The 21,335-nt window shown below is 60.8% G+C and carries 20 protein-coding genes; 8 read left to right on the plus strand and 12 right to left on the minus strand.

Translation table 11 applies throughout. The features are described from left to right. The first annotated feature begins 88 nt into the window (after positions 1–88). From CAG44_RS17550 to CAG44_RS17565, 4 genes are all read left to right on the plus strand, one after another. Positions 89–1,006, plus strand: coding sequence for an alpha/beta hydrolase (locus CAG44_RS17550; RefSeq protein ID WP_085589733.1), 918 nt, complete (start codon positions 89–91; stop codon positions 1,004–1,006). Positions 1,007–1,020: 14 nt separating this feature from the next. Continuing rightward, the gene (locus CAG44_RS17555) at positions 1,021–1,815 is read left to right on the plus strand and encodes an SDR family oxidoreductase (protein ID WP_085692624.1); all 795 of its coding nucleotides are present in this window, start codon (positions 1,021–1,023) and stop codon (positions 1,813–1,815) included. Between the two features lie 32 nt (positions 1,816–1,847). Next, positions 1,848–2,483 (plus strand): SDR family oxidoreductase, encoded by a 636-nt coding sequence (locus tag CAG44_RS17560; RefSeq protein ID WP_085589737.1) that lies wholly within the window; start codon positions 1,848–1,850, stop codon positions 2,481–2,483. A 120-nt stretch (positions 2,484–2,603) separates the two neighbouring features. After that, positions 2,604–3,272: a flavodoxin gene (locus tag CAG44_RS17565; protein ID WP_139833406.1), complete on the plus strand. Its 669-nt coding sequence runs from the start codon at positions 2,604–2,606 to the stop codon at positions 3,270–3,272. Positions 3,273–3,422: 150 nt separating this feature from the next. Here the strand turns inward: CAG44_RS17565 and CAG44_RS17570 are convergent, their stop codons facing one another. From CAG44_RS17570 to CAG44_RS17620, 11 genes are all read right to left on the minus strand, one after another. Next, complete coding sequence (locus CAG44_RS17570; RefSeq protein WP_085589739.1) at positions 3,423–4,757, minus strand: aromatic acid/H+ symport family MFS transporter; 1,335 nt, start codon at positions 4,755–4,757, stop codon at positions 3,423–3,425. A gap of 164 nt (positions 4,758–4,921) precedes the next feature. Further along, positions 4,922–6,124 (minus strand): acetyl-CoA C-acetyltransferase, encoded by a 1,203-nt coding sequence (locus CAG44_RS17575; protein WP_085692625.1) that lies wholly within the window; start codon positions 6,122–6,124, stop codon positions 4,922–4,924. 12 nt (positions 6,125–6,136) lie between these two features. Then, a complete protein-coding gene (locus tag CAG44_RS17580; RefSeq protein ID WP_085692626.1) occupies positions 6,137–7,066 on the minus strand; it encodes an electron transfer flavoprotein subunit alpha/FixB family protein in 930 nt (309 codons plus the stop codon). Beyond that, positions 7,066–7,815 (minus strand): electron transfer flavoprotein subunit beta/FixA family protein, encoded by a 750-nt coding sequence (locus CAG44_RS17585; protein WP_085692627.1) that lies wholly within the window; start codon positions 7,813–7,815, stop codon positions 7,066–7,068. Before CAG44_RS17585 ends, CAG44_RS17580 begins: the two co-directional genes overlap by 1 nt. After that, positions 7,812–8,639, minus strand: coding sequence for a CoA ester lyase (locus CAG44_RS17590; protein WP_256573543.1), 828 nt, complete (start codon positions 8,637–8,639; stop codon positions 7,812–7,814). Before CAG44_RS17590 ends, CAG44_RS17585 begins: the two co-directional genes overlap by 4 nt. Beyond that, positions 8,633–9,478: a MaoC family dehydratase N-terminal domain-containing protein gene (locus tag CAG44_RS17595; RefSeq protein WP_085692665.1), complete on the minus strand. Its 846-nt coding sequence runs from the start codon at positions 9,476–9,478 to the stop codon at positions 8,633–8,635. The genes CAG44_RS17590 and CAG44_RS17595 overlap by 7 nt, the downstream gene beginning before the upstream one ends. Positions 9,479–9,488: 10 nt before the next feature. Continuing rightward, positions 9,489–10,655 (minus strand): acyl-CoA dehydrogenase family protein, encoded by a 1,167-nt coding sequence (locus CAG44_RS17600; RefSeq protein ID WP_085589747.1) that lies wholly within the window; start codon positions 10,653–10,655, stop codon positions 9,489–9,491. Positions 10,656–10,678: 23 nt separating this feature from the next. Then, positions 10,679–11,584: an SDR family oxidoreductase gene (locus CAG44_RS17605; RefSeq protein ID WP_085589749.1), complete on the minus strand. Its 906-nt coding sequence runs from the start codon at positions 11,582–11,584 to the stop codon at positions 10,679–10,681. A 21-nt stretch (positions 11,585–11,605) separates the two neighbouring features. Beyond that, the gene (locus CAG44_RS17610; RefSeq protein ID WP_085692666.1) at positions 11,606–12,745 is read right to left on the minus strand and encodes an acyl-CoA dehydrogenase family protein; all 1,140 of its coding nucleotides are present in this window, start codon (positions 12,743–12,745) and stop codon (positions 11,606–11,608) included. Between the two features lie 28 nt (positions 12,746–12,773). Further along, on the minus strand, positions 12,774–13,844 hold the full coding sequence (locus CAG44_RS17615; RefSeq protein WP_025339162.1) for an acyl-CoA dehydrogenase family protein: 1,071 nt from the start codon (positions 13,842–13,844) through the stop codon (positions 12,774–12,776). 29 nt (positions 13,845–13,873) lie between these two features. After that, the gene (locus CAG44_RS17620; protein ID WP_025339163.1) at positions 13,874–14,743 is read right to left on the minus strand and encodes a MaoC family dehydratase; all 870 of its coding nucleotides are present in this window, start codon (positions 14,741–14,743) and stop codon (positions 13,874–13,876) included. Between the two features lie 315 nt (positions 14,744–15,058). On the opposite strand from CAG44_RS17620, the gene CAG44_RS17625 reads away from it, so the two are divergent. Both CAG44_RS17625 and CAG44_RS17630 read left to right on the plus strand, forming a co-directional pair. Further along, the gene (locus CAG44_RS17625; RefSeq protein ID WP_085692628.1) at positions 15,059–16,711 is read left to right on the plus strand and encodes an electron transfer flavoprotein-ubiquinone oxidoreductase; all 1,653 of its coding nucleotides are present in this window, start codon (positions 15,059–15,061) and stop codon (positions 16,709–16,711) included. 24 nt (positions 16,712–16,735) lie between these two features. Next, positions 16,736–17,071: a hypothetical protein gene (locus CAG44_RS17630; RefSeq protein ID WP_085692629.1), complete on the plus strand. Its 336-nt coding sequence runs from the start codon at positions 16,736–16,738 to the stop codon at positions 17,069–17,071. Positions 17,072–17,849: 778 nt separating this feature from the next. Here the strand turns inward: CAG44_RS17630 and CAG44_RS17635 are convergent. Next, positions 17,850–18,680 carry a carbon-nitrogen hydrolase family protein gene (locus CAG44_RS17635; protein WP_085692630.1) on the minus strand — a complete coding sequence of 277 codons (831 nt, stop codon included), beginning with the start codon at positions 18,678–18,680 and terminating at the stop codon, positions 17,850–17,852. Between the two features lie 123 nt (positions 18,681–18,803). Here CAG44_RS17635 and CAG44_RS17640 point away from each other — a divergent pair, with 123 nt between their 5' ends. Together CAG44_RS17640 and CAG44_RS17645 are read left to right on the plus strand one after the other, a co-directional pair. Continuing rightward, the gene (locus CAG44_RS17640) at positions 18,804–19,616 is read left to right on the plus strand and encodes a LuxR C-terminal-related transcriptional regulator (RefSeq protein WP_085692631.1); all 813 of its coding nucleotides are present in this window, start codon (positions 18,804–18,806) and stop codon (positions 19,614–19,616) included. A 235-nt stretch (positions 19,617–19,851) separates the two neighbouring features. After that, on the plus strand, positions 19,852–21,168 hold the full coding sequence (locus CAG44_RS17645) for an APC family permease (protein ID WP_085692632.1): 1,317 nt from the start codon (positions 19,852–19,854) through the stop codon (positions 21,166–21,168). Positions 21,169–21,335: the final 167 nt, after the last annotated feature.

The following is a 21,335-nucleotide window of genomic DNA, read 5'->3' on the forward strand; positions in this document are numbered from 1 at the left end:
CCACCGCTGCTTGGCCGCACGCCATTTTGAAGAACGCGACCCGGCAATTTCCACTCAACGGCCTATCAACGGCTACAAGGAGTCCATCATGCAAAGCGTCAAGATCAAGACCACCTACTGGGACATCGCAGCAGACCTGCATTTTCCGCCTAACTTCGACGAGAAGAAGAAACACCCAGCGATCATCAGCGCCCACCCCATCGGCAGTTGCAAGGAGCAGACCGCTGGAAACGTTTATGGCAAGGCACTGGCAGAAGCCGGGTTTGTCGTCATCGCCTTCGACCGCAGCACGCAAGGCCAGAGCGGCGGCGAGCCCCGCTACACTGAAGACCCGGCCATGGCCGTGGAAGACTTCAGCCGGGTCATGGACTACCTGGTCACCTTGCCGTACGTGGATGCCGACCGCATTGGCGTGCTGGGCATCTGTGGCGGCGGTGGCTATGCCATCAATGCAACCATGATCGAGCGGCGCATCAAGGCCCTGGTCAGCATCACCGGTGTCAACTACGGCCGCCTGTGCCGCGAAGGCTTCAGCGGCTTCGACCCGATTGGCCAGATGGAAGCGGTGGCCCAGCAACGCACCGCCGAAGCCCGGGGCGAGGCGCTCAAGGTTGACCTGTTCGTTCCGCCCTCCATGGATGCGGTCGCCCAGGCGGGTATCACGGACATCGATGTTCTCGGTGCCACGGACTACTACCGCAACCGCTGCGTCAACGACAACGCCGGCACGCGCGGGCTGTTCTCGCGCCGCGCTGCCTCCGCCGGCTGGGATGCCTTCCATCTGGCCGAGACGCTGCTGACGACACCGATGATGGTGGTGGTCGGCGACAAGCCGGGCGGTTTCGGCGCCTATCGCGACGGGCTGGAGATTTACGCGCGCGCTGCGTCGAAGGTCAAGGAACTGGTCGTCGTCGAGGATACTTCGCACTACGACTTGTATGATCAGCCGGCCCCTGTCGGCCAAGCACTGGCCAAGCTGATCCCGTTCTATCAGCAAAACCTCTAAGCGAGAGCAGCAGGATGAAAACCATCTTTATCACCGGCGCCTCCACCGGCTTGGGCAAGGCCACCGCCCTTTTATTTCAACGCCGAGGCTGGAGTGTCATCGCCACGATGCGCGATGTCGAAAAAGGCGCCGATCTGGCAAAACTGGACAACGTATCCGTACTGCCACTGGATGTCACCGATCCGGCACAGATCGAAAAAGCCGTTGCCAGTGCGTTGGAGATCGGCCCGATAGATGTCGTGTTCAACAATGCCGGCTATGGCCTGGGCGGTCCGCTGGAAAATCTGACGGACGCGCAAATCGTGCGCCTGTTCGATACGAACATGATGGGGACGATTCGGGTCACCAAGGCATTCATCCCTCATTTCAAGCAGCGCGGGCAAGGGCTATTCATCTCCACCACCTCGATGGCGGGATTGATGGCGGTTCCCTTCAACACGATCTACAACGCTTCAAAGTTCGCCATTGAGGGTTGGACGGAAGGCATGGTGCAGGAACTTGGGCTGTTTGGCATCGGGATCAAAACCGTTGCGCCCGGCATCATCCAATCGCAGTTTGGAGAGAACGCGATTTGGTCTGTCGCGGATGAGTACAAGCAAGCCTTTGAACGATCAATGGCGCATTTTGATTTCCAGAGTTACTTCTCCACTCCGGAAATGATTGCCGATGTCGTGTATGAGGCAGCCACGGATGGGAAAAATCAACTCCGATACATCGCCGGTGAAGATGTGAACCGGCATTTTGCCGAATATCAGAAGCTGGGCAGGCAGGCTTATGTCGATCAACTGGCAAGGACAATCGACAAGTGAACGACACGCCCATGAATGAAGGAGTGACTGAAATGACCAAAGTATTGATCCTGGGCGCCAGCGGCCAGATTGCCCGCCATGCTGTGCAGATGCTGGGCGAGCACCAGAATGTCAAGCAGACGCTGCTCGTGCGCGATCCCAAGAAGCTGACTAGTACCGAACCCGCAAATGCCACGATCGCGATCGGCGATGTGATGGACAACAAGCTGCTGCCCCAGCTCATGGAGGGGCAGGACGTGGTTTATGCCAACCTGGCGGGCGATGTGGACCAGCAGACCGCGCACATCCTGGCGGTGATGAAGGCCAAGGGCGTCAAACGTTTGATCTTCGTTAACTCGCTGGGCATCTACGACGAAGTGCCTGGCAAGTTTGGCGAATGGAACCGCAATGAGATTGGACAGTACCTGCCGCCGTACCGTGCATCCGCGGATCTGATCGAGGCCTCGGACACTGACTACACCATCCTGCGCGCCGCTTGGCTGCAGGACGAGGACGAAGTGAACTACGAGATCACCAGCCGCGATGAACCCTTCAAGGGCACCGAAGTATCGCGCAAGAGTGTGGCCGCACTAGTGACCAAGTTGGTGATGAGCCCCGGCCTACTGGTGCGTGCCAACGTGGGCGTGAACAAGCCCAACACAGACGGCGACAAGCCCGCCTTCGTGTAAGCGAGCCGTTCTTCTCGACGCGATCGACCACGCGACTGCTTCGGCTCGGGCATTAGCCCGAGCCAGCAAATCGGGCCATCGGTGGATCTATTCATCAATTATCACTGCATGAGAAAGCCCATGTCTGTACTGCACTGGATTCTTAGCGCGCTGGCGCTCGCGCTGCTGTCGGTGTTCGCCTACCTCTATGCTGTGACCTGGATCGAAAGCCGCCAGGCTCGGCAATTGGAAAGCAAGCACTCCAACGCATCGGTCACCGCGGACATCGCGCCCACCTCACGAACGGCGGTGGTGTATTTCTCGCGCTCGGGGAACACTGCATTGGTCGCGCGCCATGTAACCCAACGACTCAATGCGACACTGTTTCCTCTGGATGCGCCCGACTACCGGTTAGGTATGGGTGGCTTGGCGCATGCCGTCATGGACGCGAACACACGCAGATCGAAGCCCGAGGTACTGCCGGACATCACCCCGCGCACCATCGACCTGAAACCGTTCGATACGGTCTGGCTTGGCTCGCCCGTTTGGCTCTATAGCCCCGCACCGCCGATCTGGGCGTTTGTCGAGCACAACCGCTTCGACGGCCAACGCGTGGTGCTTTTCAACACCTTCAACAGCCACATCGGTGATGACTACATCGTCAAGCTCAAGGCAAAGGTGATGGAGCGTGGCGCCCGGTCTTTCGAGCATAAGCGTGTGCTGCGCGGGCGCATGACGCAGCAACTCACGTCCGAGCAGATGCTGCAGGCCATTGATGAGCAATGGTTTGGCCCGCAAGCCGGGTCCTGAGTGCACTCACTACAACCTTGTCCAGGACGAGCAGGGTTCGGCCAATGCACTGGCAATCGAGCGCAGCGCGGGCGGCGCTCGATTGCCATCCCCGGTTCCGCGAAGAACTATAAATCCTCGGGACAACGTATTGGGCGTTGCAGAAAGCGGTCAGGCTTCCTGGCAGTCCTTGCCCGCTGCGTCTGCCGTTTCAAACCTGGAAACCGGGTTAGGAATAAAGGACACGACTACCGCCGCAATCACTGCTGGCAACGCGAAGGCATAGAAATTCCATTGATGGTCAAGGTTGGCGCCCACGATCCAGCCACCGATCATCGGTCCCAGGATCGCCCCCGCTCGCCCGATGCCCAATACAGCCCCCACCGCCGCACCGCGACATGAGGTCGGGAAATAGGCCCCGAGGAACCCATACAGCAAGGTGGTCGAGCCGATGGTGCCAAGGCCTGCGCCAAACACCGCGCACATCAGCCAGAACGCATCGAGCTTCTGGCTCAACGCCAATAGCGATAGCGCGCCAATCAGGTAGTACGGCACCACGACTTTCTTCGAGCCGACGCGGTCGGCGAACATGGCGCCAGCCAGGTTGCCGACGACCGCACCCAGTTGCAGCACCAGCAGAAACTGCAACGACGACCCAAGTGCATAGCCCGCAGCACGCATCAGGTGCGGCAACCAGGTATTGAGCCCGTAAATGATCAGTTGGGTGCAGAACATCCCGCAGATGAACAGCACGGCAACACCACGAAAGCCGCTGGAAAATAGCAACCTGTAGCCAATTTTTCCCTCAGAGGCGGGTTGTACCTTGCGCTGGAAAGCCTGCTCCTGCAGCACCTGGTCGAAATCCATCCCGTAACGGTGTGCCAGCTCTTTCGCCTCATCGAGACGACCTCGACCAACCAGGAAGTTCACCGACTCAGGCAGCAAGAAGTACATCACCGGCAGAATCACGATGTACAAACCACCCAAGGCATACAACGTGCGCCAACTGTGCTCCGGTAACAGGGCGAGTGCGGCCAGCGCCGAAACGATGCCGCCCACCGCGTAACCGCTCAGCATGATGCCGTTGTACAACTGGCGCCGTTGCCGTGGGGCGTATTCGATCGTCAAGGCCACCGCGCACGGCACCACACCGCCAAGGCCAATGCCACACAAAAAACGGAAGACGCCCAGCATCTGCGGCGACTGCGCGGTGGCGCACAAGGCCGAGCCCACCGAGAACCAGAGCACACCAATCATGAGCAGGTTGCGACGGCCGAGCCGGTCGGTCAGCCACCCCGTCAAGAGGAAGCCCACCATCAGACCGGCCAGCGTCCAGCCTCCGATCATCCCTGCCACCGCCGGTGTCATGTTCCAGCCAGGTTCTTCCATCAGGCTAGGGACAGTCGCCCCGTAAATGATCAGGTCGTAGCCGTCCGCCACGATCGTCAGAAAACACAAGATGACTACGAACAGCCCACTACGGGGTGAAGCCTTTTCTTGCCTCATTGCGCTTGCCTCCGGCCAGGCACGGCCGACCCTGACCGCACAGGACAAGGAGGACCGGGCCCGACATTTCAGGTAATTGTTTTTGTTGTTCGATGGGTATCGACCAGAGGATCGGCCCATCCACGTGGCAAACCGTTCTTCGTGAATCGCGACAGGTGCTCTGCCTATCGCTCCACGCGCTCGAAGATAGCGGCCAAGCCCTGGCCACCGCCGATACACATGGTCTCCAGGGCATAACGCCCCTGGCGACGCTGCAACTCATGCAGCACCGAGGTCATGATGCGCATGCCCGTGGCACCCACTGGATGGCCCAGGGAGATGCCCGAACCGTTTACGTTAAGTCGGTCTGGGTCGTTCCAGCCCCAGCCCTTGAGCACCGCCAGTACCTGGCAGGCAAAGGCCTCGTTGACCTCCACCAGGTCCATCTGCTCGAAGCCAAGGCCGGTGCGGGCGAACAACTTGTTTACCGCAGGCACCGGGCCGATGCCCATGGTCGCCGGCTCGCAGCCGGCCGCCGCCCAGCTGTGCAGGTAGCCGATCGGCTCCAGGCCCAGCTCGTCCAGCTTATCCTCGGCCACCACCAGGCAGGCTGCCGCGGCATCATTCTGCTGTGAGGCGTTGCCCGCGGTGACCGTGCCGCCCTTGCTCAGGGTGCGCAGGCTGGCCAGTTTTTCCAGCGTGGTGTCGCCACGTACGCCCTCATCGCGGGTCACCAACAGCGGCTCGCCACGCTTCTGCGGCACACTGATCGGTACGATCTCGGCATCGAAACGCCCGGCCTCCCAGGCTGCAGCGGCGCGCTGTTGGCTGCGCGCGGCGAAGGCGTCAGAGGCTTCACGGCTGATGCCGTATTCGCGGGCCAGGTTCTCGGCGGTCTCGATCATCCCCGAGATACGGCCGAAGCGATGCTCCGGCTGCGAGCGCTCACGGCCCCGGTCCAGGCGGTCGTGCAGAGTCACGGACCCGGCCTTGGAGCCCCAGCGCATGTCGGTGCTGTAGTACTCAATGTTGCTCATGCTTTCCACGCCACCGGCCAGTACCACGTCAGCGGCGCCGGTCTGCACCATCATCGCCGCACTGACCAGAGCCTGCAGGCCGCCGCCGCAACGGCGGTCCAGTTGCATGCCCGGCACGCTCACCGGCAAGCCCGCCTCCAAAGCGATCCAGCGGCCCACGCAAGGCGTTTCGGAGCTGGCGTAGGACTGGGCGAATACCACATCGTCGATACGCTCTGGGTTCAACCGCGTCTGCGCCAGGATAGCCTTGACCACCTCAGCCCCCAGGCGCTCTACCGGTACACCACGCAAGCTACCACCGAAGGCACCCACCGGCGTACGCCGGGGTGCCACAATCGCTGCTCTTCTCATGATGGATCCTCCTCAGAGTGCGGCTTGCAGTTGCGGGACCAACTCGAACAGGTCACCCACCAGGCCATAGTCGGCCACCTGGAAGATTGGTGCTTCTTCGTCCTTGTTGATCGCCACGATCACCTTGGAGTCTTTCATGCCCGCCAGGTGCTGAATGGCGCCGGAGATACCGACCGCGATGTACAACTGCGGAGCGACGATCTTGCCGGTCTGACCGACCTGCATGTCGTTGGGGGCATAACCGGCATCGACTGCGGCGCGCGAGGCGCCCACTGCTGCCCCAAGTTTGTCCGCCAGGTTGTACAGCAGGCTGAAGTTGTCGCCGCTTTGCATACCGCGGCCACCGGACACCACGATCTTGGCGCCTGTCAACTCTGGGCGATCCGACTTGGCCAGTTGCTCCCCCACGAATCGGGACTGGCCTTGCTGGAATGTGGCGTCAATCACTTCGATGATTGCGTTGCCGCCTTCGGCCGACACTGGGTCGAAGCCGGTGGCGCGTACGCTGATCACCTTGACTGCAGCAGAGGACTGCACGGTCGCGATGGCGTTGCCAGCATAAATCGGCCGCTTGAAAGTATCCGGACTGACCACCTCGATGATCTCGGAGATCTGATCCACATCGAGCAAGGCAGCAACCCGTGGCAGGTAGTTCTTGCCATTGGTGGTGGCCGGCGCCAGCACATGGCTGAAGCCTTTACCCAGCGACGCCACCAACGGCGCCACATTCTCTGCCAGCAGATTTGCATAGGCCGTGTCATCGGCGACCAACACTTTGGCGACCCCATCGATACGCGCCGCCGCCTGAGCGACCTGGTCGACGTGTTGACCCGCCACCAGAACGGCAATGCTGTCGTCGATTTTCCGGGCTGCGGCCACGGTGTTCAATGTAGCGGCGCCCAAGACGCCATTGCTGTGTTCAGCGATTACCAGGACGGCCATCAGATCACCTTCGCTTCGTTCTTCAGTTTTTCGATCAATTCGGCCACGGTTTTCACCTTGATACCGGCGCTGCGCACTGCGGGGGCCTCGACTTTCAGCGTTTTGATCGTCGACGTCGTAGCGACGCCGAGTGCCGCCGGAGTCAGCGTCTCCAAGGGTTTCTTCTTGGCTTTCATGATGTTCGGCAGCGATGCATAACGCGGCTCGTTAAGGCGCAGGTCGGTGGTGACGATCGCTGGCAGGCTGAGCTCAAGGGATTGCAAACCGCCGTCGATCTCACGCGTGACATTCAGCTTGTCACCCACTACTTCGACCTTGGAGGCGAAAGTGCCTTGGGCATAACCGCTCAGCGCGGCCAGCATCTGGCCAGTCTGGTTGTTGTCGCTATCGATGGCCTGCTTGCCAAGGATCACCAACCGCGGCTGTTCTTTGTCGACCACAGCCTTGAGGGCCTTGGCGATCGTCAGCGAGCTCAAATCATCAGTCGCCTCGACCAGAATGGCGCGATCGGCGCCAAGAGCCAGGGCGGTGCGCAGTTGTTCCTGCGCCGCGTTCGACCCTACTGTCACCACCACCACTTCTGTTGCGATGCCCTGTTCCTTCAGCCTTACCGCCTCTTCCACAGCAATTTCGCAGAAGGGGTTCAGGGCCATTTTCACGCTGGCCAGTTCAACGCCGGACTGGTCTGCCTTGACGCGGACCTTGACGTTGAAATCGACCACGCGCTTGACTGCAACGAGGACTTTCATGCTTGGGATTCTCCAACAGGGCTGGAACGGGAAAGGATTCGACGGGCGCGTTCGAGCAGAGGGCGATCAACCATCGCACCGTCGACTTGAACGGCGCCGCCATTTTCGGCGGCCTCAAGCACTCGACATGCCCAGTTGATTGCCTGGGCATTCGGTTGAAAGGCTTCCAGAATCGGTGCTACTTGCCGGGGGTGGATTGCCAACTTGCCGCCAAAACCCAAGTCGGCAGCGATCTGAGCTTCTTGGTGAACCAACGCTGGATCGTCAAAACCAGTAGTGACTCCATCAATCGGCGAAGGCAAACCAGCAAGGCAAGATTTCAGCAGCAATGCACCACGGAAATACGCCAATGCTTCACGGCTTGGCTGGCAACCCAGATCGAGGGCCAGGTCTAGTGAACCGAAGGCCGCTTGCACAACGCCAGGCTCAAGCATCAGCCAAGTCAGGTGTTCATAGGCTGCGGCAGTTTCTACAAGCGCAATTACCGGCACCTGACGACCAAACAACGCATGCACCAGACGGACATCTGCTGGGGTTTCAGCCTTGGCCAACATCAGTGCATCGAAATGTGTGTCGCGAAGCGCGGCCACGTCGGCCTTGAAATGTGCGCTGGCTGTTGCGTTGATCCGGATGATGACCGGTACATTGTCAATGCCATGGTTGGCTACAGCCTCTCGAGCCAGTTCTCGGGACTGTGGCGCGACGGCATCTTCCAGGTCCAGGATCACTGCATCAGCGCCGCTGTTAGCCGCCTTTGCAAAACGTTCAGGACGGTCGCCCGGGACGAACAATGGGGCTATCGGGGCTCTGTATTCACTCAACATGATGCGCTTGCCTCCATATTCAGGTTGCCATCAGCATCTTGGGTCCAGGCCTGCAGGCTATCGCCCTGCTCTTTCCAGGACACCGCCGCGCGGAATACCTTCCCGGCGATCAGCGGTACCTGCCCGCGATAGGCAAAGCGGGCAGGCACTCGGCCTGCGTGCCGGGCTGCCAGGTTGAACAACAGGCTGGCCTGCAATGGCCCGTGCACCACCAAGCCCTGATAGCCCTCCACTTCGGTGGCGTAGGGCAAGTCGTAATGGATGCGGTGGGCATTGAAAGTCAGTGCCGAGTAGCGCATCAGCAAAGTCGGCGGGGTCTCGACCCAGTGCTCCAGTTCGCCCACGCGCTCTGGTCCGCCCGCAGGCGCGGCGCCCGGCTCGGCCGGCGCACGGTAGACGATGTCCTGCCGCTCGCGGATGGCCAGCACGCCTTCGCAGGACAATTCATGCTCGACGGTGACGAAGCACAGTTTGCCGCTGCGGCCCTCCTTGAAACGGATGTCGCGAATGGTCGACAGCCGCTGGATCGGCTTGCCGATGGGCAATGGCGCCAAGGTTTCCACCTCACCACCGGCCCACATACGCCGTGGCAGCAATATAGGGGGCAGGAAGCCACCACGGCGTGGATGACCATCTTCACCCAGCTCCGCCATGCTCGCTGTTGCCGGGCTCGGCGCCAGGCACCAGTGCAAGCCTGGCGGTGCAGCACCCTCGGACTCCCACAAGTGCGGTGCCAACGTAGCCCGATAGGCGTCGAGCATCTGCGGCGTGATGATCGCCTCGCAGCGCTCCTGACGCCCCAGCCAGTCCTGGAGTTGGCCCAGATCGTTATCGCTCATGATCATGGCCTCAATAGGAACGCGGCATGCCCAGCAAGTGCTCGGCGACGTAGCTGAGAATCAGGTTGGTAGAGATCGGCGCCACCTGATAGAGGCGGGTTTCGCGGAACTTGCGCTCCACGTCGTATTCGTTGGCGAAACCAAAACCACCATGGGTTTGCAGGCAGGCGTTGGCGGCTTCCCAGCTGGCCTTGGCCGCCAGGTACTTGGCCATGTTGGCGGCGGCGCCGGCATTGCGGCCGCTGTCATACTCTTCGCAGGCACGCCAACGCATCAGGTCGGCCGCCTCGATTTCGATATGGGCCTCGGCAATCGGGAACTGCACGCCCTGGTTCTGGCCGATGGGACGACCGAACACCACACGGTCGCGAGCATACTGGCTGGCCTTCTCGACGAACCAGCGACCGTCACCGATGCATTCGGCGGCGATCAGCGTGCGCTCGGCATTCAAGCCGTCGAGGATGTAGCGGAAGCCCTTGTCCTCTTCGCCGATCAGGCTGCTGGCAGGTATCTCCAGATTGTCGAAGAACAGCTCGTTGGTTTCATGATTGACCAGGTTGGCGATGGGCTGCACGGTCAAGCCATTGCCAATGGCCTCACGCAGGTCGACCAAGAAGATCGACATGCCATCGACCTTCTTCTTGACCTCCGCCAACGGCGTGGTACGGGCCAGCAAGATCATCAGGTCCGAATGCTGCACCCGGGAGATCCACACCTTCTGCCCATTGATGACGTACTTGTCGCCCTGCCGCACAGCGGTGGTCTTGATCTTGGTGGTGTCGGTACCGGTGGTTGGCTCGGTCACGCCCATCGATTGCAAACGCAGTTCGCCGCTGGCCAGCTTGGGCAGGTAATAGCGCTTCTGCTCCTCGCTGCCGTTACGCAGCAGGGTGAACATGTTGTACATCTGTCCATGGATGGTGCCGGAGTTGCCACCGCAGTGGTTGACCTCCTCCAGAATCACCGAGGCTTCGGCCAGGCCAAGGCCCGAGCCGCCGTATTCCTCCGGGATCATCGCGGACAACCAGCCCGCCTCGGTCATGGCCTTGACGAACGCCTCCGGGAAGCCTTTTTCCTCGTCGATCTTGCGCCAGTATTCAGTTGGGTATTCCGCGCACAGGGCACGAACACCCTCTCGAATGTCCTGGTAGCGCTCTTGGGCGTGTGTGGCATTCATAAAACTCGACCTCATGAAATTCGTTAAACCGGATCCCAGCAGAACACGTCAGCGCTGACCTGCAGCGGAGTGAAAGAGCCTGACAATGCCGGCATACCGTGCTCGGCGATGGCCTGGGCGGTCCAGCCTTCCCCCTGCTGCACCGAGCGCACCGGGCGGTTCTGGCTCATCAGGAAGATTTCGTTGCGACGTACGGTGAACACCTGGCCGTTCACGTCCTTGGCCTGGTCCGACAGCAGGTACACCGCCAGCGGGGCGTTCTTTTCCGGGGTCATCTGCTTCAGGCGCTCGACCCGGGCCTTTTCTTCCGGGGTGCTGTCGGGGATCGCGCTGGTCATCCGGCTCCAGGCGAATGGCGCCAGGCAATTGGAGCGCACGTTGAAACGCTGCATGTCCAGGGCGATGGACTTGCTCAGCGCCACCATCCCCAGCTTGGCCGCCGAGTAGTTGGCCTGGCCGACGTTGCCGATCAGCGCCGAGGTGCTGACCATGTGCACGAAGGCGCCGCTGTTCTGTGCACGGAAGCGTTCGGCGGCAGCACGGCTGACGTAGAAGCTGCCGTTCAGGTGCACGTTGATCACCGACTGCCAGTCCTCCACGCTCATCTTGTGGAAGATCACGTCACGAATGATCCCGGCGTTGTTCACCACGCCATCGATGCGGCCGAAGCTGTCCATGGCGCAGGTGATGATGTTCTGCGCGCCGCTCCAGTCGGCGACGCTGTCGGTGTTGATCACTGCGCGGCCACCGAAGCCTTCGATCAGTTTCAGCGTCTCTTGGGCCGGGGTGGATGAGCCGCCCTCACCGCCCAGCGACACGCCCACGTCATTGATCACCACCGAGGCGCCGGCACGTGCCATTTCCACGGCGATGGCGCGGCCGATGCCGCCACCGGCACCAGTGACTACCACTACTTTGTTGTCGAGCATGTCGTTCTCTCCGTCGTTCGGTTACAGGCCGAGCATCGCCTTGGCCAGGATGTTGCGCTGGATCTCCGAGCTGCCGCCGTAGATGGTCGCGGGACGCGCCTGAAGGAACAGGCCGGTAGGATTGAGGTTGCCGTTGCCTTCGATCGGCTCAAGGTACGCCGCGTATTCCCCGGCAATCTCCAGCATGTAGTCGGTGATGCGCTGGAACAGCTCGGTCTGGTGCACCTTGAGCAACGACACGTCAGCACCGAGGTTCTCGCCACGGCGCAGGCGCTCGGCGAAGGTCTCGAACAGCAGCTTGTGGTCGTCCAGGTCCAGGCGTAGCCGAGTCAGGCGGTCGCGGAAACCCGGCTCGTCGTGAAGGCCCAGGTGCTCACCAAGGACTTCCAGGCGGGTCAAGGCATTGGCCGATTGCTTGGGCGAGCCGAGGAAGATCCGCTCGAAGCCCAGCAGCGCCTTGGCCATGGTCCAGCCGGCGTTCATTTCGCCGACCAGGTTGGCCTTGGGCACGCGCACGTCGTCGAAGAACACCTCGCACAACTCGTCGTGCAGGTCGAGGTTGAGAATGGGCCGTACGGTCACACCGGGGCTGTCCATCGGCACCAGCACGAAACTGATGCCTTCTTGTTTCTTGGCCGCTTTGTCGGTGCGTACCAACATGAAGATCCAGTCGGCGTCGGTGGCGAGCGTGGTCCAGATCTTCTGGCCGTTGATCACCCACTCGTCACCGTCCAGGACTGCCTCGGTGCGCAGGCTGGCCAGGTCGGAGCCGGCGTTCGGCTCGCTGTAGCCCTGGCACCAGATGTGCTCGCCGCTGAGGATGCGCGGCAGGAAATACTGCTGCTGTTCGGGCGAGCCGTAGCGGATCAGCAGCGGGCCGAGCAGCATGATGCCGTGGTCCGGGGTACGGGCCACGCCGTGGTTCTCGAACTCCTCGGTGTAGATCAGTTGCTTGGCGGCAGACAGGCCCATGCCGCCAAAATCACGCGGCCAGCCCGGGCACAGCCAACCGTGCGCGGAAAGGGTCATGTACCAGTCCTTGACCTCCTCCCAGTGCAGGCGCTTGGGCAGGTCGCGCAGTTCTTCCGGGAAATGCTCGTGCAAGAACTCGCGGACCGTCTGACGAAATGCGTCGTCGCTCAGGGCGTTGAAATCGGGCAGTTGTGGTTGTTCATTCATGGTCGTGTCCTCAAGCGCTGGCCAGGCGTGGCATGCAGGCGTCGTAACGGCGACGGTGCTGGTCGGATGAGCCATACAGGTTGGCCAGGGTCATGGCCTTGCGCAGGTACAGGCCGACGTCGCACTCGTCGGTGTAACCAATGGCGCCATGCAGCTGCACCGCCTGGCGGGTGACCAGCAAGGCGGCGTCGGCGGCACGGGCCTTGGCTCGGGAAACGGCCGCACGACGTTGGGTGGCGGGCGCGCCGGCATCGCACGTCGCTGCCGCCGCTTCCAGGCTGGCGCGCCACAAAGCCAGTTGCAGCTTGAGGTCCACGGCGCGGTGCTGCAGGGCCTGGAAGTTGCCGATGGTCTGGCCGAACTGCTTGCGGGTGCGCAGGTAGTCCAAGGTCAGAGTGAACGCCTGTTCGGCAGCGCCCAGCAAGTAGGCGGCAGTGCCCAGGGCGGCTTCGTCGAGGGCGTCGGACAAGGCCTGGGCCTGCAGGGGCAGGGTTTCAGCGGGGGCGTTGTTCAGGTGCAGGTGGCCGAAATGGCCGCCGTCCTGGGTGGTGATGATCTCCAGCTCCACACCGGGCGCCTTGGCGTCCACCAGGGCCAGGCCATCGGGGGTGCTGACCAGGAAGCCGTCGGCACCAGCGGCCATGGGAATGCACAGCTTGCGCCCCCGGACCTTGCCGTTGTGCAGGCGGGTGCCGCCTTCGGTGGCCTCCAGGTTGTCGACCTGCTCTTGCAAGGCCGGCAGCAGCAGGCGCTCGCCGCTCAGCTGCGCAGCCCGTTGCTCGCCATCGAGCAGGCGCGCCGCCAGCACCGCCGGCACGAAGGGCTCGGGCAGCAAGGCGGCGCCGAACACTTCCAGCAAGGCGCAGTACTCGGCCATGCCCAGGCCAATACCGCCCTGGGCCTCGGGTAACGACAGGCCCAGCCAGCCGTTATCGGCCATCTCGCGCCATACCGCACCGTCGAACCCCGGCACCTGGTAGCGCAGGCCGCGCACCCGAGCCAGCTCACTGGCCGGGGCGAACGCCACTGCGCTGTCGCGGATCATGCGGATGTTTTCCAAACGTTCTTCAGACGAATGCATCTCGGTCTCCTGATAGCCTGGTAATGAATTCAGTTCTGGGTGGAGGTCGGGTCAAATGTCGCCAGGCCGTTGCTCACCACCAGGGCGTCACGTTCCAGGACACGCGCACGGAAGGAGCCGTCGCGCCAGATCTCGCTGCGAATGGTTTCCCCCGGCAGCACCGGTGCGGAAAAACGCAGCGCCATGCTGCGCAGGGCGCCGGCGTCATAGTCGCCAAGGGTCTTGAGTAGGGCGTGGCAGACCACGCCAAAGGTGCACAGACCGTGTAGGATCGGCCGGCTGAAGCCCGCCGCACGGGCCACGGCCGGGTCTGCGTGCAACGGGTTGTCGTCACCATTGATTCGGTAGTAAAGGGCCTGCTCCGGGCGGGTGGGCAGGTCCACGCAGAAGTCGGGCTCGGTGTCCGGCACCTGGTGGCTGCCACGCAGTGGCGTGCTGTCACCACCAAAGCCTCCGCCACCACGCAGAAAGGTCGTGCTCAACGTGCTCGCCAGCAACTGCCCACTCTGCGCGTTACGCACTTCTTTTTGCGTGTAGAGCAAGGCTCCCTGTCCCGCCCCCTTATCAGCCACGCCAAGGATCCTGGTCGCGCCGATCACTTCCCCTTCCACAGGAAGCGGGGCATGCAGGGTAATTTCCTGCTCGCCATGCACCACACACTTGGGGTCCACCCCCGAGCGCGGGTCGCCCAGCCAGAAGCCAGGGTGCCCGAGTACCAGTGCCATCGAAGGCATGGCGTGCAGGTCGCGACGGAAGTCGACATAGCCCAACTGCCGCTCGTCCAACGGGTCGCAACCCATCCCGACAGACAGTGCATAGAACGCCGTCTGTTGTCGGGTCAGGGTTTGGCGGACCACAGGGATCGGATAATCAAGCAGCTTTTCAATCTCGATGGGCATGGTGCCATCCCCTTGTTCTTGTCGCTGTTCATGACTTGAGGGGATGTTTCAGCAAGCGAACTTCCAATTCAATTTACGAATTCGAAAGTGCCTCCTCGGTGAAACCGCATTGCAATTCATCGATCGTCAGGGCCACGCATAGCCCGCTGTTGACCTGGCATCGGCATTGATTCTGTTCAACGAATCGGAAGTGCCACTTGGCGTTTCATAAATTGAATTCCCGGATTGCCTGCCGAATCATTCAACTCAATAAGCCGTGCCTGGGCATGCCTGGGTGGATATCGAATCGCTACATCGCTACAGAGAGGTCGAGCAGTGGAACGGGAATCAATGGAGTTCGATGTCGTCATCGTCGGAGCCGGCCCATCGGGCCTGGCCGCGGCTTGCCGACTGAAGCAGAAGGCGTTGGAAACGGGCCAGCAGATCAGTGTCTGCGTGGTCGAGAAAGGCTCGGAAGTCGGCGCCCATATCCTTTCCGGTGCCATCTTCGAGCCCCGTGCATTGAACGAGCTTTTCCCGGATTGGCAAGCACTCGGCGCACCCTTAATCACACCGGTGAAACGCGACGATATCTACTTTCTTCGGGACGCGGAACGGGCCAGCAAAGTCCCTGGTTTCTTCGTTCCTCGTACCATGCACAACGAAGGCAACTTCATCATTTCGCTGGGAAACCTGTGCCGCTGGCTGGCACAACAGGCTGAAGCCTTGGGTGTGGAAATCTACCCTGGGTTCTCCGCTCAAGAAGCGCTGCTCGATGAAGATGGCCGGGTTTGCGGCATCGTCACAGGCGATCTGGGCGTGGACCGTGAAGGCCAACCCAAGGCAGGCTATTACACACCTGGCATGGAACTGCGCGGCAAATACACGCTGTTCGCGGAGGGTTGCCGCGGGCATATCGGCAAGCAACTGATCAAGCGCTTCGACCTCGACAGTGAGGCCGATGCGCAACACTACGGCCTTGGCATCAAGGAAATCTGGGACATCGACCCGGCGCGACACGAGCCTGGCCTGGTGGTGCACACCGCAGGCTGGCCGCTGAATGACGAGAACCCCGGCGGCTCGTTCCTCTACCACCTGGAAAACAACCAGGTGGTGGTCGGACTGATCGTCGATCTGTCCTACAGCAACCCGCACCTGTCACCGTTTGACGAGTTCCAGCGCTACAAGCACCACCCGGTGATCAGCCAATACCTGGAGGGCGGCAAGCGGGTCAGCTATGGCGCCCGGGCAATCTGCAAGGGCGGTCTGAACGCATTGCCCAAGATGGTGTTCCCCGGCGGCGCGCTGATCGGCTGTGACTTGGGTACCTTGAACTTCGCCAAGATCAAGGGCAGCCATACCGCGATGAAGTCGGGCATGCTTGCGGCAGAGGCCGTCGTGCAAGCACTACAGGCAGGACGTAGCGGAGACGAACTATTCGAGTATGTCGAAGGGTTCAAGGCCAGTTGGCTGCATGACGAATTACTGCGCAGTCGTAACTTCGGCGCCGCCCTTCACAAGTTTGGGGCGATCGCAGGCGGCGCTTTCAATTTCATCGACCAGAATCTGTTCGGCGGCAAACTCCCGTTCACCCTTCGCGACACCCGCCCTGACCACAGCTGCCTCAAGCCGGCCAGCGAGGCACCACTGATCGAGTATCCAAAACCGGATGGCAAGCTGAGTTTCGACAAACTCTCCTCGGTGTTTCTTTCCAGCACCAACCACGAGGAAGACCAGCCGGTTCACCTCAGGCTTGCCGACCCGAACCTTCCTATCAGCAACAACCTGCCCCTTTTCGATGAGCCTGCCCAACGCTATTGCCCTGCGGGCGTCTATGAAATAGTCGCGGCCGAAGGTGGCGACAAGCGCCTGCAGATCAATGCGCAGAACTGCCTGCACTGCAAGACCTGCGATATCAAGGACCCCGCCCAGAACATCACCTGGGTCGCCCCAGAAGGCACCGGCGGCCCCAACTATCCCAACATGTAATCTTTTCCCGACAGGACGCACACCATGAAAACACTCGCAGCCCTCCTCGCAGCCCTGGCACTGTCAGGTTGCTCAAGGGGATTTTTGGAGTCCCACTCCACAGGTTTCACTGGCGAAAGTGAAAAGACCGCGCAGGCGTACGTGCAGTGCCTGGAGCCCAAGTGGCAAGCGCCGGCCACCTCGCTTTCGAAAACCAAGACGCCTACCGGCTACACACTGGAAGTGTCCGCTTTGCATATCGGCCCCATTGCATTGGCCGTGATCCATGAACAGACACCGGGGATCCGCGTCGAAGTCTTCTTGCCGACGGCGCAGGGCCGGGCAGAACGGTGGGAAGAAGCTGCGAGGGCGTGTTTGTAGACGAGACGGGGCAGGTCTGAACGAACGCTTGAGGGGGCATCTGTAACGACGTGGCCGGCTCGCGAGTGAGCCCGTCAGAAGACGCTTAGTCTAGAGGGCGAGGATGTCAATGATAAGGCGTCGCGCTGGCATACCGAAATGAGCTGTCCTGATGAGTCAGCCATACAATGTCGATGCGTACGCCAATGAATGTATTTTCCATCTGGACCAGAACAGGCTGCAATGTCCTCCCGGAAGCGGCATTGACCGTCGCCATGGGTAAGACCGCCCGGGGGTACTGGCGCTTGTCTCGGAGGGTAAGCCGCTCCCGCGGGTGGAGGTTCATGCTTCGCCGCACCGACAACCTATGCGCGCTTGTGGGCTGGTTTGACGATGCAGGGCGGGGCTGCCGGCGAGTAGCCGAGTAGATAGCTCAATTGATGGAAAAGCTGCGGGCCGGATGTTGCGATACAAGGTTCAAATATCGTGCCCGAGGTGCAGAGGCTTAGGAGCGCCGAGGCGCTCTACCTTGCCCAGCCAGCTGCCAGCGCTCCATGCCTCAGTCGTTGTCCGCCGCTCAAAGGTTTCGACAGTTAACCTAGGCGCCATCTTCTCCCTCGCAAATACGAATACATTTTCTCATTTAAGGCAACTGCATCCGCGTGCACTAGGCCAGCTCGGCGGTGCTGCTTAGGATTGATTCGGAAAGTAGCTGACCGACAACTGATGTCCTGATGCCAGCCCCTCTCCACAGATGTGAATTTGATGGTCCCCTTCTTGATAGCCATCCCGATCAAGGCTACCGATTGACTGTATTGCCAATGATCAACTCACGTACGCCATTGGCATGCTCGATCTGCTCCCCCAACATAACCATGCGCTGATTGACGCCATAGTCATGAAACGCCCGTGCCTTGTCGATCAATGACAAGTCCAAGGTCACGCTGTGCCGTGACTCGCCGCGACCAGCCTCGAACAGCGTTCGGCCATACGGATCTACCGCCAGACTACCCCCCACGAACACACTGTCATCCGGCCCATCACCGACTCGGTTGGCGGCCACTGCGAACACCTGGTTCTCCATCGCCCGGGCCATTACCGACACCCGATGCACATGATCCTCAGGCTCGGCCAGGCCATCGGTGATCAACATCACCTGTGCCCCGAGGGCCTTCAATGCGCGCGCGGTTTCGGGGAACTCGCTGTCATAACAGATCAACAGTCCCAGACGCACACCGCGCCATTCAACGGTGGCAAAGCGGTCGCCCGGTACCACGATGCCGTGTTCCGGCACCCACAGGTGAGTCTTACGGTAGGTAAGCAAGATGCCTTCAGGGGCAATGAAAAGAGTCGTGTTGTAGAAGGTGCCATTGGCATTCTCATACAGGCCCAACACTACCGCTAAATTGCGCTGGCGTGCCTCAACGACTACGGCCTGCACCGCATCGCCGTCAATGGTTTCGGACAGCGAATCCACATCATCTGCGGTAAGGAATCCGGTCAGATGCGATTCGGGAAACATCAGAATATCGGTGTCCGACTCACACCGGGCCATGGCCTTGAGAATGCCTTTGAGATTGTGAGCGGTGTCGCCGTCGCGGGTTGTCGTCTGTACCACTTCGATCTTCATGGGTAGTCCATCTCGCTGCGCCCGACCCTTCCGCGGGCTAGGTGACATTCGCGAAGGGTGATGCAAGTATGAAAATAATCGCCCACAAAACAATCACTTCGACGGGTTAACCCGGGGGTAGGCATGAGCTTTAACTTGCAGGATCTTTCGTGGCACCAAGGCGTGGGCCAATGCGTCGAACACCTGGACCGGCCGAGCTTCTGGCACACTTTGGCCACGGTGCTCGCCGACTTCGTGGAAGTGGACACCTGGGTGGCGCTGCTATTCAGCCACGACAAGCCGCTGATCTTTGCTCAAAGCCCGTACAAGCATGAGGGTATCGACCCACTGGTGAGTGAATACGCCAATCGCCTGTACCTGCTTGACCCTTTCTATATCAACAGCCGTGAGCAAGCATTGACTGGCCTCGTGTGCCTCGCCGACGTTGCGCCGGAGCAGTTTCAGCAGACCGACTATTACCGCTTGTACTTCACTCACAACGTGGTCGCCGACGAAGTCCAGTTCAACCTGGCAATCGGCGATGGACGTACGCTGTGCCTGTCACTGGGTGGGCGCTCACGCTTCGACACCCAGGCCATCGCTCAACTGGAGTTGGTGCGCCCCTGGGTTATCGGCCTGCTTCGCCAGCGCCTGCACTTCGAGCAGTTGCCCGAACGTACACTGGCAAAGCCCGGGCCTCGCCTCGCCCAAAGGCAGGACGATGCGTGCCGCAAGCTAGAGTCGGCCCTCACGGCCCGGGAGCTGGATGTGGTAAGGCTGATTCTTTCGGGGCACTCCAACAAGGAGACGGCGAACAAGCTCAAGTTGTCCGCCGAGACGGTGAAGGTCCATCGGCGCAACGTCTATCGCAAGCTGAATGTGAACTCCCAAAGCGAGCTGTTCTCGCTGTTGTTCCTCGCCGGCGATGACTTGGCCAACCTGAAACCTGCGCCCTAGTCACCGGGGGCCATTACCCCGGGTTAATCATTCGTCGTTATAGAAATACTTGCCGGTCCCCGCATACTAGGCCGGCAGTAGCTCACAAGCGCTCACCTGCCCCCACCACTCCCCGGCTCCTGGCCTTGGAGTTCCAATTCAGCCTCCCAGAAAAAACACAAGAGAGGATGAAGCATGGCTCATTTCGTTCAAAGCCCGGCCCGTGGCATAACCAGTGCGCAGCAAGAGGTCGCCCATGCCTGATGCTACGCCCACTAAACTTTCTCTGACATCCCTGACGGCCTTTGGCCTGGCCTACATGTGCCCAAGCCTGGCCATGGTCATCTTCGGCGTCATCTCCGACCGTAGTGGCGGTATCGCCCCGAGCGCCTTCTTGCTGGCCACCGGAGCCATGCTGCTGTCGGCCCTAAGTTACGCCAAGCTGTCACGCCTGTTCCCAGTGTCCGGTTCAGCTTACTACTATGCAAAACGCTTGCTCGGCCCAGGCTGCGGCTTCGTGGTTGGCTGGGCAGTGTTGCTGGCTTATCTGTTCATGCCCATGGTCGCGTGGCTGTTACAGTCAGTGTTCCTGAATGCGCAGTTTCCACAGATCCCCACCTGGGCTTGGCTGCTGATCAACATTGGCCTGACCACGGCAGTGACCGTCAGCGGCATGGCCTTGACCGACCGCCTGAACAAGCTGCTGACATCCCTTAGCGTGGCCTTGGTACTGCTGTTTATCGGTTACTGCCTGCGCTATGTAGCCGGCCAGCCTCAAATCGGCTTCACCGACGCTGCCTGGAACGATCACAGCACACTGACCGGCCTCACCGCCGCTGCTGCGATCGCGGCTTATTCATTTCTCGGCTTCGACGCCGTGACCACCTTGGCCGAGGAGGCAGAGCAGCCCAAGCGCGATATTCCCCGGGCGGTGCTGTTAGTGATCTGTCTGGGCGGGCTGTTGTTCACGGCGGTGGCTTACCTGATGCAACTGAGCCACCCCGGCGGACAGTTCGCCGACCCTGAGACAGCGACTTATGCACTGTCGCTTGAGGTCGGAGGCCAATTTTTCGCTGACTTCATCAACCTCGGCGGCATTGTCGGCGGGTTCGCCTCCTGCCTGGCGGTGCAAGTCAGCGCCAGCCGGTTGCTGTATTTCATGGGGCGCGAAGGTGTGCTACCTGCACGCTACTTCGCTCGACTGCAAGGCAAGGCGCGCACACCAGTGTTCAACCTGCTGTTGATCGCCGGGCTAGGGCTGATAGGAATCTGCGCGGATGTGAGTTCAGGCGCATCATTGATTAATTTCGGTGCTTTTCTCGCGTTCGCAGCGGTGAATACCTGTGTGATCACCTATTACCTGCGTGAACGGCACAGGCAGCGACTGAGCAGTGTAGGGTTTGTGGTGCTTCCGGTGCTGGCTATTGGGGTTAACCTCTATCTGCTGTCACTGTTGAGCACAATGGTGATATTGGCCGGGGTGGCCTGGTTGGTGTGCGGTGGGTTGTACCTCACATGGCTGACAGCGGGTTTTTGCAAACCAACACCGGGACTGGTGGAGGTTGAGTCTTGAAGTACCCGTTAGAGCACACCCACATCCGCGTAATAGCTGGCCAACCACCACGCTGATCAGCGAGTTACTTCAGTTACTACTTCATGACGATCTGGGCGACTGCCTGCGGGTGCCAGTCGCCAGTTGCTGCGCGACGGATATCTGATCGGCGTCGCAGCCAGGGGCGC

It is taken from the genome of Pseudomonas sp. B13(2017) (assembly GCF_002113245.1).
GTDB lineage: Bacteria > Pseudomonadota > Gammaproteobacteria > Pseudomonadales > Pseudomonadaceae > Aquipseudomonas > Aquipseudomonas putida_Z.